The following is a 15,838-nucleotide window of genomic DNA, read 5'->3' on the forward strand; positions in this document are numbered from 1 at the left end:
TAAGATATCAAAAGCATAATCAAAATTGATGTGCAATTTTTGACAAAAAGGACGGTTTTGTTGGCGTTAAAAACTAAAGTTATTTTTTGAATTTACTTGGTGATAAACCAAAGTACTTTGAAAAACTGCGGCTAAAAGATGAAAGCTCATTGTAACCAACTAACTCACTAATACGTTGTAACGGATAGTCGGTATGACTGAGTAAGGCTTGGGCTTTTTCCATTCGCTGTTTGGTTACATAGTTCATGACAGTCAATCCGGTTTGTTGCTTAAACAGCAGCTTAAATTGCGTTGGGCTTAAACAGGCAATGCTGGCAAGGTGTTTGATGTGAAGAGGAGTACCTAAGTGACTGTCAATATAAAGCAGTGCCTCGCTAATTCGGCTGTCGACCTTAGGCTGCATAATTTGCTCAGCTAGCAGCAAATCGAAGGTGTTAAACATGGCAAGTTCTAACTCATTATTAACCGCTTGTTCAAGTTGCTTTGCCACAAACTGCAAAAATGCCCAAAGTGATTGATTAATTGCAAACACGCAGCGCTCAGCAGTGGCCAGATTATCAGGTAGCTTTGGCATATCGGCCACCACAAATCGCGCCTCTGGCATTGCGGTAAAAAGGTGCGTTTGCGAGGTTTTAACAACCACGCATTCACCCGGGGCAACTTTACCTTGAAAATCACCGACACTAATGGCTATCACACCTTTTAAGGGCAGTACAAGTTGATGATAGTCATGGCTATGACTAACAGGCTTAGTACTGTAAGAACGAATAGATAGATTGCCTTGCATAATTTTGCGATAACCGTTTGCTGAATAAGGCTATTATGCCTGTTTGCGAGGGATGATCAATTTTAGGCCAATAACGGTGTTAGCACATGTTCGTAGGCAATCATTAGCGCGACATAAACCAACAAAATAGCCATCAGTTTATTAAACACATTAAAAACACCCGGCCGTGATACTTGTTTGCCAAGCATTAAGCCCGCAAACGAGTAACTTGTAGGAGCACCAAAGGCAAGGATTGCTAAAATAAGAGACCAAAATACGATTGCAGCGCCGGTAATATTCACGCTTGGGAACTGAATCGTAGCAATAGGTAAAGTGGCCACCAAGGCTTTTGGATTTAATAGCTGCATAAAGAGGCCATCGAAAAAGCTTAATGATGCATCAGCTGATGCATCATTTACCTGTACTTTTGCTTTGGCGACCTTCCAAGCAATATACAGAATATAGCCGCAACCAATTAAGCTCACATAAGGTAAAAACTGCGGGTTGATCACTTGTAAGCCAAGGTAGCCAAGCAGTACAAATAAGATAAACATCGCGCTACCCACGCCAATAAAAAATCCAAGGTGTGAACGAGTTTGTTTATTTAAGCCACTACTTAAGCCGAGTAAATTGATTGGCCCAGGGGTGTACATAATGCCAATAGCATATGCAAAAATATCTGCCATAACAGCTCCAAATCAGTAACTTAGCTCTATCTTCGAGCCCATTGCAGTTGAAATTGTTTTGGTGTCATTCCGAATACCCGTTTGAAGTTACGATTGAGGTGGCTGGCATCTGCAAAGCCAGATTCAACCGCCACGCTGGTGGCATCGCGGCCAACTTGTAACGCTCTACGGGCATAATTAATACGACAGTTCAAAACATATTGATGTGGAGTAATACCGAAGTGCTCTCGAAAGCGGCGGATAAAATGATACTTCGACATAGTGGCAGCATGGGCAATGTCATCAATAGAAATGTCATTGTCGATATTTGCCAAAATGTAGTCTTTTGCGCGCAGTAGTAAGCTATCAACTCGGGTGCTTAAAGCCGGCAAATCAAGGCTACCGTTGAGCCTTACTAAAGATTGCGCCATTTGCAGTAGTGCAGCATCTCGCTCTATTTTGCTCGTGCTATTGGTTTGTAAAAGCCTTGATAAGTGAATCACTTGATTACGCAGTAATGGATCAGCATATAAGGTGTTTGCCATGCGTAATGTGCAATCTTGCTGATATCCTAGCGCTTTGAACAAAGGCTGAAATTCATCGGGATGAATATACAGCATTAGATACTCTAGGTTTTGCTCAGTGCCAGAGTGACCATCGTGAATATCTTCAGGGTTAAACAAAATAACATTGCCAGGTACGCTTTTATAAAACGCATTACGACAAAAGAAATCTTGCCGCCCCTGTAGAGTAATGCCAATTGAATACTCTTCGTGAGCATGCTTTGCATAGGTAAAATCACTCATAGTCGCAGTCAACATTGAGATGCTCTGATGCTGTTCGTTGTTAATGTACTTAAAGTGATTGTCTTTGCTCACAGATGCTCCTGAAGGTTGTGCGCTTCGTTATTATTCCTACGCCAATATAGCGAAGCAGGCAACCTAAAAACTTGAACAAAATTGCTGATATTGAATAAAAGAGATTTATTTTTGCCTAGTTAACGGTAAATAGCAGCGATTATTTTAGTTGTTTTTCAGTTGCCTAGATAAAGTAATACTCAGACTTTTCTTATATTTTATTTAATTATGAATGTTTTTAACCCTAACTAAGGTCTTTTAAACAAGCAGTAGAGAGGGGTTTAAATGAATTTACGTACATCAAATAATTTAGTGATTGCACTTATCACCATCAGTTTTTCGTTATTAGGTTTGTCTTTTATCTTAGGAGCAAACCCCAATGCCATTGGCAGTATTTTTTCGTTCTATAAATTAGACGCTCAGGTGCCAGCTCACATCATGAGTATGATTGCAGGCTTTGCATTTTGCTTTGTTGGCATTACCAGCCTTCATTCACATTTGGGGTTTATTAATAGGGCGCTTCCGACCATCACTGCATTTGCTATATCAATGCTTTGTTTGATTACGCTGTTTGGCGCTAATCGTTGGCTTGCAAGTGAAGGAGGCTTTCCTGTGATTGGTTCAGGGCAGGGGATCATTAAGTATTTTGCTGTTATTCCACTGTTTTTATTTGTGTTTTACAAAGAGGCTTTAAGTGATAAAGCGCATATTGCTTTAAATTATGCATCGGTGGCATTAGTGTTGGTTTGGATTGGCGCCATGAAGTTTTTTGCTTTTGAAGCAAATGCGATTGTTAGCCTTGTAGAAACATCGCCGTTTATGTCGTGGTTGTATCAGGTTTTTAGTGTGCAGGGGGCATCAAATGCGATTGGCGTATTTGATATTTTGAGTGTGGCGCTGTTAGGTGTTGGCTTGTATATCAGAAATGCGAAACTTATTTTACTTGCAGGGCTAGCCTGTTGCTCGGTATTTATCATGACCCAAACTTTTTTAATTACCGCACCTAATGCGCTTAGCAGCGTTACAGTGTTTGAGCGATTAGGTCAGTTTGTAATTAAAGATCTATGGTTTATAGCGAATTTAGTGATTATTTATCATCTAGCTGTATTCAACAATACACCTAAAGAAACAGCAGAATAAAATAAAAAGGCCTCAAAAGAGGCCTTTTATATGATAACTAAACAACTACAACGGCTTTTTGCTTTTGCACTTTAGAAAACTCAAGGGCATCATTGAGATTGTTAAATTCAAAGTCAGTGGGTTCTTCAACATTTAAAGTACCCGAAGCAATGTCATTAAGGAGCTTTTCGCCATCATTTACAAGACGTTGCCATTGCTGTGTATCACCATAATCGTGTAATGCACCAAGGGCAATTTCGTGATAAGAAATAGTGCGCGTGAATGGCTCATCGACTGGTGTTTCAATACGTCCTAAAATACTTATCACATGGCCATTTGCTTGTAGGAGTGGCACTAACTTTTTAGCTTCTTCAGGACCATTAGCATCAAAGAGTGCAAAGTAGCCACCTTCAGATGGTGCGTCGCGCAAAACTAACTTAACACCAAGCTTTTCGGCTTGCTCTGTCGTTAGGCTTTTTGATAAAGCATGTACTTCAAAACCACTGTGATTCAGCATTTGCGTCAGCAGTTTATTAACAGCTCCCATGCCGGTTACTAATACTTTTTCGTCTTTGCGTAATGGTATTTTACTAAAAGCTTGCCATGCAGTAAGCAGTGGGCAAGGCAATGCAGCAGCAACATTAGCAGCTAACTCTTTTGGTACCTGCATAACACGTTCTGCATAAAGCACCGTGTGTTTAGCAAAACTGCCGTTTTCGGTCAAGCTATGATGATAAGCGACTGTTTTACCGATTAGTTTGCTATCGACACCATCGCCTACCTGCTCAACAACCCCAGCACCGTCTACGCCAGGTGTGTGTGTATCTGCCCAATTAATAGGATCAGCTTGAATAAACTTCCAATCAACTGGATTGATGCCAACCGCTAGATTTCGGACTAAAATTTGCCCTGCTTTAAGTGCTGGTACAGCTTTTAATCCCAAAGCGAGTGCTTTATCAGCACCTTGAAATTGCCAAGCGTGAGTTGTTTTTACTTCATCATGATCCCATTCAGGAGCAAAATCCGGGTTTGCTTGCCTGTCGCCGCAACTAAGGGCATCAATTTGATTAATCTCGTCTTGGCTTAAGCTAAGCGAAAGGGCTTTTAAGTTGGTAGCCATATTTTTGCGTTTGGTCGATGACGGTATCGTCACCATGTCATGAGCTAATTCCCAAGCAATGACTACTTCAGCGGTGCTCACTTGGTGTTTGTCTGCAATTGCTTTAATGGTTGGATCTTTAAGTACTTTACCTACCGCAAATGGCATATAGCCGGTAACGAGAATGTCGTTTTGCGCACAAAAATCACGTATTTTTTGGTTGGTTAGGTAGGGGTGAACTTCAACTTGATTGGTAAATAACGCGCCTTTTGGCAAAATACTTAAGGCTTCTTCCATTTGTGCAATGGTAAAGTTTGAAACACCAATTTCTTTCGTTAAACCAAGCTCTTTTGCTGATTGTAACTCGGTTAAATACTCATCCATGCTTTCGCCATTGGCTGGGCTTGGCCAATGAATAAGCAGTAGGTCGACGTGATCTAGTTGTAGTTTAGTCAGGCTCTCTTTTACGCTGTTAATAAAGTCCGTTTTATTTAACTTATCATTCCATACTTTGGTGGTGATAAATAACTCACCACGTGCAACACCACTGTCTTTAATCGCTCGGCCAACAGCTTCTTCGTTAGCGTAAATTTGCGCGGTGTCGATGTGTCTAAAGCCCTCTTCAATAGCTGTTAGCACACTTTGATATGCAACTTCGTCTTGTAATCTAAATGTACCAAAACCCAGTTTTGGCATAATTGATCGTGGCATCATAACTCCTTAATTATGGAACTTGGGCAAAACATGTTCGCCGATGTGCTTTAATGCCCATTCGATGGGTAATTCGTTACGTCTAAAGTGCAGGCCAATGTGATTCACACCGGCATTTTTCATTGCCTTTAGTTCTGAGATGAGTCCGTTAACGCTTGTTTCAACCCCTAAAGAGGGGCGATTGAACAGCGATATTATTGCTAGGAAAGTTTTTGCGAAAAACAGCAGGGGTAACAAAACACCTTTGTCGTTTTTGCAAAGGTGTTTTAATTGTTATGAATTAGCTTCTTCTTTTGAAAGGGTAAAGTATGCGCGAGTGACTGGGTAGGCAATTTGTGAAATCAGTGCAGTGCCCCAAAGTATGTTGCCAATGAGCGAAGGTACATGGGGTAAAATAGGAATAGTAACTAAAGCGAGTATAACGCCAAACATTCTTACTTTGGCTGTTGCAAAACGGTGCGCTACACGATGCTCGATCATTAGCTGGATCCACAATAAACTCAATAAGTAGCCTGCTAACCCTACGCAGCCAATGACACCATATTTAAGAGGGTAGGGTTGCCAGAACCCAGCTTTCACTTCGCCGGCGAGCGCAACGCCAACCATAACTGCACATAACATTAAAAATAGGTGAGCTAACCACCAACTTACGAGTGTCCATTTGTGTTGGTTTTTAGGTTTACCATTGCCAACAAAGTCAAAGTAAATCCAGCATTGCACAAATACTGCAATACCGCCAAACATAAAGTTAGCCAGTACAGAGGGGTCGACTTTATAAATTCCTTTTTCTGATAAAGTAATCACCAATTTAAAGAAACCTTCGCCTACGACAATGAGCAGTAAAAGGGCAAAGCGCTCAGACATATGCCCAAGGCGTGGTAAAAAACGTTTATTTTCAAGTACACCAATTTTTGGAGCCATATATAAAACTTGGATAGCGGCAATCGCAGTGCCAAATACCCAATAACTATAGGGTGCAGGCATAAAAGCTGTCGTAGCAAAGATAATGGCAAGAGCAAAGTAGTTACGGCTCACACTGCGTGCTAATTTAGTTGATTCGACCCCCAATTGATTGGTGCGATGAAATAAATACGCTGTAATAAGTCGGTTAGCTGCATAGGCCAATGCAAAATATGTCCAGCCTTTGTCAAGTACATGGGGAATAGAGGCTGCCATAATCATGGCGGTGACAATTTGGCAGGCCATGATCAGCCGATGTTTTACATCTGTACTGACATAGAGTGAGTTAAAAACGCTGGAGTCAGCCCAGGCGAACCATACGGTGATGAATAAACCTGCAAAAGTAAGAAAACCACTTAAATGTAAGTGGTCGCTTAAAAAATTACCTAGCAGAAAAATGATTACCACATGAATAAGGTCATAAAATAATTCAACCCAATGAACATGGTCATGTGAACTTTTTAAATCTAGGTGATGCTTAGGTAAGCGCCACATTGGGTGGTTTTCTAATGCCATAATTGCTCCTACCTATTTGCTCTCAACAATAATTGCAGTGATGGTGGTTTCACCTTCATTTTTGACTTGATGAGTCCATGCGTCATGCCACATCACATAGCCATTGGGGATCTCAAGTGTTGTTTGTGACTCTTTTGTACTGATGGTTGCCTTACCACCTGTCTCAAAGTAGACAGTTTCGGCATTATGCGTGTGCCAATTATCTTGCTCACCTGGTGCTAAAGTCATACGCAAAACAAGTACTTCACTGTTATCTAGCAATACTTCATAGTGATTAGGTGAAGCAATATGTGCATGGGGGAGTTGTGCTGAAAAAGCATGTGGTGAGCACATCATTATGCTCACCAAGCCAATCAGCAAAGTTGTAAATTTGCTCATGGCTACTCTCTACTTATGCATACCGCGAATTGGGTAGTTATTTTTTGGATCGCGTATCCAGTTAAGCCCACTTACCAAGGTTGCTAAATCAGGTCTTACAAATGGGTTATTGGAATAATCAACCACATGTACATTACCCTGCTCGTTAACCACAAACAGTGCAGGCTCTGCGAAAGGGTGATCTGTTTCTTGCGGTGAACGGGGATCAGATATGTAAGTACCTAATGCTTGCATTTGCTCTGTAGTCAAACCGTAAGCAAGTGGAAATGACACAGATAACTGCTCTAAATGCGCTTCTAACTGCTCTTTGCTATCGCCTGAAACAGCAATTACATCAACACCCGTTTCTAATAGCGCAGCTTTGTACTGCTCGAGGCTGTTTAAATAGCGAGTACATAAAGGGCAATGCTTACCACGATAAACAACCACAAGCTGCCAGCTTGCACCGTGTTGAGGTTGACCAAGAACAGCCTCTTCACCATTCAAAAGTGCAGCACTAATACTAGGAAATGCACTGCCCGGATGGAGTTTATTGCTATAAACAGATTCGTTACTCATGAGTGTTCCTTAAAAGTTGTCGTTTAAGTGTTTTTCAAAGCGCGCAAAGTCGCTGTCGATGTCTGCATTTTTCATCACGTCATAACAGGCGAAAGTAGGTAACCCTTGCATACCGAAAAACTTAAAGTTCATATGCATTGGGAAAACAAGGTCATCAACACTTTTACCTTCAAAAAAGTCAGTGGCATCTGTAAATGATTCTGCAGGTGCATTTAAGGTCAGCGACATCATGTATTGAGTGTTATTTAAGGTGCCGCCTTTACCGTAATTGGCTTTTGGATTGTCTTGATGGCGACCATCACCATGGCAAAGCGCTCCACCCATGCCCGCGGTGTACACTTCATCCATGTATTTTTTGAATGACCAAGTCATGCCCATCCAATTAATTGGTGATTGTAAAAAGACGATATCTGCCCATTGATGGTTTTCAAGTTCAGTTTCTACATCAAATTCGTCTTGTGTGTTAACCACACGAGTTTGATAGCCTTTTGCTTGAAAAAAAGCGTCGGCTTTTTCGATTAAAGCAGCATTTAACTTACCTTCAGAAAAAGGGTAATAGTGATGCGCGTTAAGAATTAATACGTTTTTCATAGTTGAGTATCCGTTTGCTAATTACTTTATCGTGTTCAAAATATATTCTGTGGTATATAATAGTAACCTAGGTTATTTAATCAACCAGTCACCTTTTTGTAACTAGGCTGAAAAATGCGAGGTTGTTTTGGAAAGTTCAGTAGAAACAGACAGTAAGGGAAGAAAAAAAGTTTTAAATGCTTGCATGGAACCGTGTGCTATTGAAAAAGGCATGCGTTTGATTGGCGGTAAATGGACGGGCTCTATTATCTATCATTTAAAAGATGGCCCTGTGCGCTTTAATGATTTAACGCGCATGCTGGGTGGTGCAAGCAAAAAGATGATAGACCAACGTCTGAAAGAGCTAGAAAGTAGAGCGATGATCACCCGTCATGTTATTAGCACGCGCCCGATAGCAGTGACCTATGAGCTTACTGATTTTGGCCGCTCAGCACTGCATATACTCGATGAGTTACGGGTTTGGTCTGAATCGAATGAGGTTTAATTAGCTTAGAGAGGGCAGGGAATGCATAAGGCACAATTTGGAGAGGTTGAATCAATTAAAAAGCCACCTCATTATGAGGCGATTCATCAACTTGCGCTTGATATTGTTAATGCTCCAAATAAACAACAAGAGTGGGCGGCGTACAATAAAATAAAAGAAATATGCGACAAGTTTGCAGGCACACCGCTTGATCATCCGTTTCAATGGGAAACGCTCGCTGACTTTACCTATCAAAAGCCAGAAGTTGCACTTAGCTATTATTTCAAAGCGCTAAAGCTAGCAATGTTACTCGAACTAGAGGATTATTTAGCGTCGATTAATTTTGCGATTGCAGAGAATTACCTAGAGAAAGCTGATAAGGCCCAAGCGCTAAACTTTGCCAATACAGCTTTAACTTTCGCGGAACAAGCCGCAGATGATGAATTACAGTTAGAAATTAACGAACTGATTCTCGAAGCTAACTCCTTGCCATAAAATTATTTATAAAAAAGCCAGCGCTATGCACTGGCGTTTATCAATTACGGAAAAGAGTAGCGCACAATCCGTTTTACAACAGAGAAGTACTGGCGAAAGAAGCCGCCGGTATTGTAGTGGATACCGTGCTCTTTAAAGATAGCTTGCACCTTAGGGGCAATTTCGCGGTAGCGTTTTGCGGGTAAATCGGGGAATAAGTGATGTTCTATTTGATAGCTCAAGTGCCCAGTCATTACATGAAACAGGTTACCCCCTTTGATATTTGATGAGCCTAACGCTTGGCGGTAATACCACTGACCTTGTGATTCATTTTCGCAGTCTTGTTGGTTAAAGGTTTCAACTTCACCGGTAAAGTGCCCACAAAAGATAATGGTTGAGGTCCATAGGTTACGTAATAAATTAGCCGCAAGGTTACCCGTTAAAACCAACAAGAATAAAGGCCCAGCAATCAGTGGAAAGAGCAGGTAGTCTTTCACTAGCTGGCGTGCACCCTTACTAAAAAAGCGCTTTTTCAGTTCGCTGTGAGACACCGTGTAATCGCGGTCATCTTTTTTCTTGCCAAAAAACACCCGCTCGGCTGCCATTTCATGGTACGACACTCCCCATTGGAACAGCACACTGAGTAATAGGTAAGTAACAAATTGCCACAGGTTTTTCACCCGCCAACGAAAGTCATTCGATAAGCGTAGTAATCCATAGCCGAAGTCGCGATCTTTACCAATAATATTGGTATAGGTGTGGTGCTCGTAGTTGTGAACACGGTTCCAGCTAGCCCCATCGCACGCTATATCCCACTCGTAAGACTTTGAATTTATATATTTATCATTCATCCAGTCGTATTGGCCATGCATCACATTGTGGCCAATTTCCATGTTATCGAGGATTTTTGCTGTGGCTAAACTAAGCACGCCCACGAGCCATAAAACAGGCTGAATAAAGCCTAGCATTAATAAAACTCGGCCACCCCATTCAAACACTCGCTGGCAAACAATAACGCGGCGAATGTATTTTGCATCTTGCTCACCGAGTTTTGATTTTACATCTGCTTTAACGCTATCGAGTTGAGCTGCTAATTTTTCAAAATTGACTGTTTTTATTGTGTTCATGCTGATAACTCCACGTCACTGACAGGTTGCGATATGCAAAGTTGAATTAACTGCTCTGAGCTATCAGAGAGCTCACCAGTACGAATATCACGCACGATGCCTTGCTTTTTAACGCATTGGCATTGATGGCAAATCCCCATACCACAGCCAACTGACACAGGTTGCTTATTCGCTTGTAAGTGGGACAGTAAGGTTTGTTGGTTATCAATAGTGAATGTTTTGCCCTGATGAGTGAGTGTTAGTTCGTGCTTATCAGAGGTTGCTAAAACAGCAGGGGCTGCACTGAAATGCTCACTGTCTATAGGCGTATTTAATTGCTTAGCTAAAGCGGCTGCTTGCTTATACAAAGCTGCAGGGCCGCACACTAACCAGTGTTTATGCGCATTTGTTGTCAGCCATGTCGTCGCATCACCATCTTTGTTGCGCTCAAGTAAGTGATAATCAAAATTGCACAGCGATTGCTTTAGTTGCTCAAGTTCATCTTTAAGCCAGTGGCTGTTCGGCTTTGCATAATAAAGCAGGGTTATAGTGTGTTTGCTATCTGCAGGTAAAGATTTAAGCATGGCTATAAATGGCGTAATGCCTGAGCCACCGGCAAGCATGATTAAAGAGCGCGCGGTATTTGGCATAATAAACTGGCCTTTAGGCTCAGAAATATTAAGCCATTGCCCTGGCCTCAAATTTATTAGCTTTGATGTAAATGCGCCGATCTCTTGGCTGCGGATCAACAAACGAATTTGTCGCTGCTGCCTTGCCAGTTGTGGTTCGCTTGCGATGGTAAACACGCGCGTTAGCAGTCGTCCTTTCGTTTCTATGGTTAACGCAATGTGCTGGCCTGCTTGATGAATGGGCCATGCTTTTTCTGGCTCAATAATCAACTCAATGCTTTGTTCAGCAAACACCTGTACATGTTTTACTTGTGCACGAAAGTAGCCTTCGCGCCAGCCTGGTTTAAAGCACTGAACCACCGGCTCCCAGTATCCTGCCCATGACTGATGATGCAATAAATGTTTTGATAATGAATTTAATAACGCTCTCATTTTTCGCCTTTAGCTTACAAGTGTACGCTCACTTGGCGCACAAGTGTAAGTTGAAAGATGGTAATTGCAAGCCTAATTTGAGTATTAGCTCTAAATTGAAAGGGCTTAACCTTGCTATTAGGGGGTTATATTTAATGAAAAAAGAAGGGATTAATTTTCTTTTTTTTATTTAATTCAAGGTTATATGTTTATTTTGTTTAGTTTTAATTGCCATGCATCTAGGGAAGGGAATTTTGAGCTCTTTTACAAGAAGTATTAAAAGGGCTCGTTAATTTCGGCTAGTAATTAAAAACAGCTTTAGCCTTTTTGCTCTGAAGCTCTGCCACCGGCTCTAGTGGCAAAGCTTAATTTACAAGTTCGAGATGTAATATGGGGATATTCGTTGGTTTGTGAGCCAATTCAATCGAGTTATTTAAGCAAACATTATCCCATCTGAGTCTTGTTTAAAGCGATTCTGACTCTCAACTTTACGCCATACTTTTTCGTGGAAGTAAAACGCAACAGTGTTCACAGCTGGCTCAACAATAGCAACCAAGCCACCAATTAAAAAACTACCTGTTAAAAAGTAAGTCACTGTAAAAGCGATTGCGAAGTGCATCATTGCAAAAGTAACTGTCTTAATCATTTTGAATACCCTAACTCTTAAAATTTAATGAGTTTAGTATTGCTCATTATTTTCAATCTTTAAAATGGAGTAAAAAGATTTTTGTAATCGAAAAACTGGATTGTTGTTTTCACAGTAATGTTCAGAAAGTTTTATTTCAAAGTCTACGAATTCAAATAGAAGTAGATGGTGAGAGTTTCGTAAATATGCATTTCAGTTGGGGCAATAAACTGCGTATTGCCACCGATAATGCATGGCGAGGCTTTAGGGCAATTAAGGAGTAGAAAGCTTATTTAATCAAATTACTTAAGTTTATTTTAAGTTTAAACAAGTACAGTAAAGTTTCGCTAATAAGTAAACAAGATAATTTAAGATAGCTCATTTTTTGTTTTAGATCATTATAGCAAGAGCGCTCAAAGGATAGCGTAATTGTGAGTCTATATTACGTATAAATTTAGCACTTATCTCAACGCGTTTTACGAAAGGGGCACTATGAAGATTAAAAATACAACGACTCATTACAGTTCGTTCTCGATATTATTGCACTGGCTTATGTTTATTCTAATCGTCACTGTTTTTGGCAGTATTGAATTGCGAGAGTTATTTGATAAAGGCACGGAAACACGCGATGCTTTTAAAATGTGGCATTTTATGTTGGGTTTATCTGTTTTAGCTCTAGTAGTTGTAAGGTTAGTGGTGCGTGTGCTGGCAGGCTCAACTCCTGCAATAAAACCTGAGCCTGCAAAGTGGCAAAATACATTAGCCAAACTTGTGCACCTAGCGCTCTATGTCTTCATGATTTCAATGCCAATAGCAGGTTGGCTGATATTGAGTATGGCTGGTAAACCCGTGCCATTTTTTGGCTTACAGCTACCTCCATTAGCAAGTGAAAATAAAGATCTTGCTAAAACTATCAAAGAAATACACGAGACTGTGGGTGAAGTAGGTTATTACTTAATAGGCTTGCACGCCGCAGCTGCATTATTCCATCATTACATTTTGGCTGATAATACCTTAAAACGTATGTTGCCTTTAAAAAAGTAAAGTTTAGTTAGGTCACCATAGATAAGCCTTGAAATCCCATACTAGGATTTATCAGGGCTTGCTCATGACGCAACGAGGCTACTCATTTTTTTCTCGATTTTCACTTTAAGTATTTCGTAACACAGCAATGAAACTTATCTGTGTTACTAACCATTCGTTACCATCACGCAAGCCAAGTTAGTGTTGGGTCAAACACTAACTTGGCAACGCATGAATCCATCAAAACCTCAATTCATCAGAGATTATCAACGCGCGAGTAAATCACGCTAGGTCAATAAGGTACGGAACTATACTTGTGTGAAAGTGTTGCTTAAAACAAAGTTTGGAGTTCTGAGTTAACGTCCTGGTTTTTAACCTCTCTTTGTACCCATTCATCTTAATGTACTATTAATAACCAATTATATTTGTATGATGATAAAAATTACTCAAATCTTGAGTTCATAATCCAAAGGAACATACCTAATGTGGTTTACTAATCGCAAACTGTTATCCGAAAATATTTATTTAAAAGAGCAGGCTGCTGAATACGAAAATATAAAGCATGATCTCAAAGAAGAGATGTTGTATTTTCTGCTGAACAAAAATAGCACCATCATTGAAGTAAATGAGCGATTTGCAGCAGCGCTAGACCTTCAAGCGAATGATCTAGTTGGTAAAAACTTAAATGATTTGCTCCTAAAAAAATCAATTAATAAACCCCACACACAAAAATTACTCTCGGCAATAAATAAGTTAAACCATTGGCACGGCGCCTTACAATTACAAACTAATACAGGTCGTGAACTGTGGCTCAGGAGCATTTTACAACCAATAAATGGCGAACTTGCCGTGTATTCAGCTGAACTGACCAGAACTATATCTCAATCAAGAGAGAAAGAAGATATGCTTACTGCTCTCAGTCGCTCTTCTGCTGTGATTGAATTTAGCCTGGATGGCATAATACTTAATGCTAACGATAACTTTTTGAAAGCCATGGGGTACTCTCAAAATCAAATACTAGGAAAGCACCACAGCATGTTTTGTGACCCACATGAAGTTGAATCGAGTGCTTATAAACAGTTTTGGTCTGAGCTGAAGCAAGGGCGCTTTATTTCAGACCGTTTTAAAAGGATTGATAGTCACGGTAATGAGGTATGGCTTGAAGCCTCATATAACCCAATTCATGACGACAATGGAGATTTATATAAAGTTGCTAAGTTCGCGACTGTTATTACAGAACAAATGAAAAGAGAGCAAGCAATCTCACAGACTGCAGAGATTGCTTACGATATTTCAAAGCAAACAGACGCAGATGCAGAAAGCGGATTAGAAGTTGTAAAGCAAACAATAATAACGATGAACGCCCTGTCTAAGAAACTCGAAACAGCCAGTGAAGGTATCAATAAATTAGATGTACAGTCAGCTAAAGTAGCTGACTTGGTCGATAGTATTAAAGGTATTGCAGACCAAACTAATCTTCTTGCTCTCAATGCTGCAATAGAAGCTGCAAGAGCTGGAGAGCAAGGACGTGGGTTCTCTGTTGTGGCTGATGAAGTGAGGCAGCTTGCTTCAAGAACGAGTGCCGCTACTGAGCAGATAATAGGTGTCGTGACTGAAAATAAAGTACTAACACAAGATGCGGTAACTCAAATTGAATCTAGCCTAGTAGAAGCAAAAGATGCATTAGAGTTATCTAATAGCGCAGGTAGTGTAATCGATGATATTCAAAAAGGTGCTAAAGAGGTGGTTGAGGCCGTCAGTCAATTTAAAACGAATCTTTAGTAAAGGGTTATCGAATAAAGGAGTAGTGTACTACTCCTTTATTGAATTTGGCGTGATTAAAGCCTTGCTAGGTTTTATTGAAAGTAAAATTTTAATTTTCTTATAAATCAATGAGATAAAAGCATCTGACAGGAGGTTTAAGCTACTTATGGCAAATGGAGAGTTAACTTTATGATCTTCTTTGCCTTAGCAGCTTCAAAAAAGCACGATTAATCTATGCTGAGTAGAAATGGAGCTCCACAATAGTCGAAGAATCGAGTTCATAGGGTGAAGCTACTTTGATGCATGGTAAATCTATATATTATTTCTCTGATATTAAAACATAAAAATGCAACATTAATTTTGTATGAAAAACGAACTGGGTGTTTGTCGGTCAAATGAATTATTATTGTGTTTTTCATCATTTTCACTGCTACTCTGCTTGTCGGTACTGAGGAATTGTTTTCTATATCGTCTGCAGAAAGAGAGATCACAACACTTAATTTTAAAGTTACTTAGGTTAAAAGAGCCGAAGATTATTCCGTGTTATAAATACCGGGATGTCAAAATTGAACAACAATCGTGAGCCGTTGGTTAATGTGCATGTATACAAAACTCGCTATCTTACGTAACAAAAAATGTGGGCATCTATATATAATTCCGAACAAGGTGTAAAAAGTTTAGTGTTTTAAACTAACTAACTTATAGCAAAATTTAGATTAGATTACGAAGTAACAGAATGATAATTAAGGATATAAATATGGATTTTAATTTAACAAGTATAGGTCAGATAATTTTTATCAATTTTTTAGTTATGATTTTTCTAACATTAAAATTTGCTAAAGGAAAAGCAGATAATTTGGCTTTAGTGGGTTTTTATACTTTTCTCTTGAGTTTTATTTTCTTTCCTGCAAGTTGGGTCTTTTGCTGGTATTGGTCAAGAAAGAAATATGTGGGAAATTAACAATAAAGCAAATATATTGCTGTTTGCGTTTTGAGATAAGTACAGCTAGTTCCTGAACGTTTTTTCATGGTAATACAATAAGAAGGCTAAGCTGTTAGATGTTATATAGCATAAAGTAATTTTCTCTAACTCACATTTTTTGAGGAGCTTTATTTGCTCGTT

General features: G+C 39.9%; 17 protein-coding genes and 1 pseudogene. 6 read left to right on the forward strand and 12 right to left on the reverse strand.

From position 1 onward, the window contains the following. Positions 1–79 precede the first annotated feature (79 nt). From AUR67_RS05910 to AUR67_RS05920, 3 genes are all read right to left on the reverse strand, one after another. Positions 80–787 (reverse strand): helix-turn-helix domain-containing protein, encoded by a 708-nt coding sequence (locus tag AUR67_RS05910; RefSeq protein ID WP_058584538.1) that lies wholly within the window; start codon positions 785–787, stop codon positions 80–82. A gap of 62 nt (positions 788–849) precedes the next feature. Continuing rightward, positions 850–1,452: a LysE family translocator gene (locus tag AUR67_RS05915; RefSeq protein ID WP_058584539.1), complete on the reverse strand. Its 603-nt coding sequence runs from the start codon at positions 1,450–1,452 to the stop codon at positions 850–852. Positions 1,453–1,478: 26 nt separating this feature from the next. Beyond that, positions 1,479–2,309 (reverse strand): helix-turn-helix transcriptional regulator, encoded by an 831-nt coding sequence (locus AUR67_RS05920; RefSeq protein ID WP_058584540.1) that lies wholly within the window; start codon positions 2,307–2,309, stop codon positions 1,479–1,481. A gap of 264 nt (positions 2,310–2,573) precedes the next feature. Here AUR67_RS05920 and AUR67_RS05925 point away from each other — a divergent pair, with 264 nt between their 5' ends. Beyond that, on the forward strand, positions 2,574–3,428 hold the full coding sequence (locus AUR67_RS05925) for a DUF417 family protein (RefSeq protein WP_058584541.1): 855 nt from the start codon (positions 2,574–2,576) through the stop codon (positions 3,426–3,428). 37 nt (positions 3,429–3,465) lie between these two features. Here the strand turns inward: AUR67_RS05925 and AUR67_RS05930 are convergent, their stop codons facing one another. The 6 genes and pseudogenes from AUR67_RS05930 to AUR67_RS05955 form a co-directional block, all read right to left on the reverse strand. Next, positions 3,466–4,350, reverse strand: coding sequence for an alcohol dehydrogenase catalytic domain-containing protein (locus tag AUR67_RS05930; protein ID WP_058584572.1), 885 nt, complete (start codon positions 4,348–4,350; stop codon positions 3,466–3,468). 60 nt (positions 4,351–4,410) lie between these two features. Next, a pseudogene (gene dkgB / locus AUR67_RS21330) lies at positions 4,411–5,220 on the reverse strand (2,5-didehydrogluconate reductase DkgB); the annotation flags it as partial. 270 nt (positions 5,221–5,490) lie between these two features. Continuing rightward, a complete protein-coding gene (locus AUR67_RS05940; protein ID WP_058584542.1) occupies positions 5,491–6,693 on the reverse strand; it encodes a low temperature requirement protein A in 1,203 nt (400 codons plus the stop codon). A 12-nt stretch (positions 6,694–6,705) separates the two neighbouring features. Next, positions 6,706–7,071: a hypothetical protein gene (locus tag AUR67_RS05945; RefSeq protein ID WP_058584543.1), complete on the reverse strand. Its 366-nt coding sequence runs from the start codon at positions 7,069–7,071 to the stop codon at positions 6,706–6,708. Between the two features lie 9 nt (positions 7,072–7,080). Further along, positions 7,081–7,629, reverse strand: coding sequence for a redoxin domain-containing protein (locus AUR67_RS05950; protein WP_058584544.1), 549 nt, complete (start codon positions 7,627–7,629; stop codon positions 7,081–7,083). Between the two features lie 9 nt (positions 7,630–7,638). Beyond that, the gene (locus AUR67_RS05955; RefSeq protein WP_058584545.1) at positions 7,639–8,220 is read right to left on the reverse strand and encodes an NAD(P)H-dependent oxidoreductase; all 582 of its coding nucleotides are present in this window, start codon (positions 8,218–8,220) and stop codon (positions 7,639–7,641) included. 127 nt (positions 8,221–8,347) lie between these two features. On the opposite strand from AUR67_RS05955, the gene AUR67_RS05960 reads away from it, so the two are divergent. Further along, on the forward strand, positions 8,348–8,704 hold the full coding sequence (locus tag AUR67_RS05960; protein WP_058584546.1) for a winged helix-turn-helix transcriptional regulator: 357 nt from the start codon (positions 8,348–8,350) through the stop codon (positions 8,702–8,704). Between the two features lie 21 nt (positions 8,705–8,725). After that, on the forward strand, positions 8,726–9,178 hold the full coding sequence (locus tag AUR67_RS05965) for a hypothetical protein (protein ID WP_058584547.1): 453 nt from the start codon (positions 8,726–8,728) through the stop codon (positions 9,176–9,178). A gap of 44 nt (positions 9,179–9,222) precedes the next feature. Here the strand turns inward: AUR67_RS05965 and AUR67_RS05970 are convergent, their stop codons facing one another. The 3 genes from AUR67_RS05970 to AUR67_RS05980 all read right to left on the reverse strand — a co-directional run bounded on the left by AUR67_RS05970 (position 9,223) and on the right by AUR67_RS05980 (position 11,949). After that, complete coding sequence (locus tag AUR67_RS05970) at positions 9,223–10,284, reverse strand: fatty acid desaturase family protein (RefSeq protein WP_414858325.1); 1,062 nt, start codon at positions 10,282–10,284, stop codon at positions 9,223–9,225. Next, the gene (locus AUR67_RS05975) at positions 10,281–11,324 is read right to left on the reverse strand and encodes a flavin reductase family protein (protein ID WP_082665578.1); all 1,044 of its coding nucleotides are present in this window, start codon (positions 11,322–11,324) and stop codon (positions 10,281–10,283) included. The genes AUR67_RS05970 and AUR67_RS05975 overlap by 4 nt, the downstream gene beginning before the upstream one ends. A gap of 412 nt (positions 11,325–11,736) precedes the next feature. Next, positions 11,737–11,949, reverse strand: a complete 213-nt coding sequence (locus AUR67_RS05980) for a DUF2061 domain-containing protein (protein ID WP_058584548.1) — start codon at positions 11,947–11,949, stop codon at positions 11,737–11,739. A 471-nt stretch (positions 11,950–12,420) separates the two neighbouring features. On the opposite strand from AUR67_RS05980, the gene AUR67_RS05985 reads away from it, so the two are divergent. From AUR67_RS05985 to AUR67_RS05995, 3 genes are all read left to right on the forward strand, one after another. After that, a complete protein-coding gene (locus AUR67_RS05985; protein WP_058584549.1) occupies positions 12,421–12,972 on the forward strand; it encodes a cytochrome b in 552 nt (183 codons plus the stop codon). Positions 12,973–13,434: 462 nt separating this feature from the next. Beyond that, entirely contained in the window at positions 13,435–14,733 is a 1,299-nt protein-coding gene (locus AUR67_RS05990; protein ID WP_058584550.1) for a PAS domain-containing methyl-accepting chemotaxis protein, read from the forward strand. 739 nt (positions 14,734–15,472) lie between these two features. Then, positions 15,473–15,676 (forward strand): hypothetical protein, encoded by a 204-nt coding sequence (locus tag AUR67_RS05995; RefSeq protein ID WP_058584551.1) that lies wholly within the window; start codon positions 15,473–15,475, stop codon positions 15,674–15,676. Positions 15,677–15,838: the final 162 nt, after the last annotated feature.

The organism is Pseudoalteromonas sp. XI10, assembly GCF_001469895.1.
Lineage (GTDB): Bacteria > Pseudomonadota > Gammaproteobacteria > Enterobacterales > Alteromonadaceae > Pseudoalteromonas.

Bases quoted from the DNA above. Each gene is read 5' to 3' on its own strand.
- AUR67_RS05945 (WP_058584543.1), bottom strand. From the start codon at position 7,071: ATGAGCAAATTTACAACTTTGCTGATTGGCTTGGTGAGCATAATGATG.
- AUR67_RS05990 (WP_058584550.1), top strand. From the start codon at position 13,435: ATGTGGTTTACTAATCGCAAACTGTTATCCGAAAATATTTATTTAAAA.
- AUR67_RS05950 (WP_058584544.1), bottom strand. From the start codon at position 7,629: ATGAGTAACGAATCTGTTTATAGCAATAAACTCCATCCGGGCAGTGCA.
- AUR67_RS05980 (WP_058584548.1), bottom strand. From the start codon at position 11,949: ATGATTAAGACAGTTACTTTTGCAATGATGCACTTCGCAATCGCTTTT.
- AUR67_RS05925 (WP_058584541.1), top strand. From the start codon at position 2,574: ATGAATTTACGTACATCAAATAATTTAGTGATTGCACTTATCACCATC.
- AUR67_RS05970 (WP_414858325.1), bottom strand. From the start codon at position 10,284: ATGAACACAATAAAAACAGTCAATTTTGAAAAATTAGCAGCTCAACTC.
- AUR67_RS05965 (WP_058584547.1), top strand. From the start codon at position 8,726: ATGCATAAGGCACAATTTGGAGAGGTTGAATCAATTAAAAAGCCACCT.
- AUR67_RS05995 (WP_058584551.1), top strand. From the start codon at position 15,473: ATGGATTTTAATTTAACAAGTATAGGTCAGATAATTTTTATCAATTTT.
- AUR67_RS05975 (WP_082665578.1), bottom strand. From the start codon at position 11,324: ATGAGAGCGTTATTAAATTCATTATCAAAACATTTATTGCATCATCAG.
- AUR67_RS05910 (WP_058584538.1), bottom strand. From the start codon at position 787: ATGCAAGGCAATCTATCTATTCGTTCTTACAGTACTAAGCCTGTTAGT.
- AUR67_RS05985 (WP_058584549.1), top strand. From the start codon at position 12,421: ATGAAGATTAAAAATACAACGACTCATTACAGTTCGTTCTCGATATTA.
- AUR67_RS05940 (WP_058584542.1), bottom strand. From the start codon at position 6,693: ATGGCATTAGAAAACCACCCAATGTGGCGCTTACCTAAGCATCACCTA.
- AUR67_RS05915 (WP_058584539.1), bottom strand. From the start codon at position 1,452: ATGGCAGATATTTTTGCATATGCTATTGGCATTATGTACACCCCTGGG.
- AUR67_RS05955 (WP_058584545.1), bottom strand. From the start codon at position 8,220: ATGAAAAACGTATTAATTCTTAACGCGCATCACTATTACCCTTTTTCT.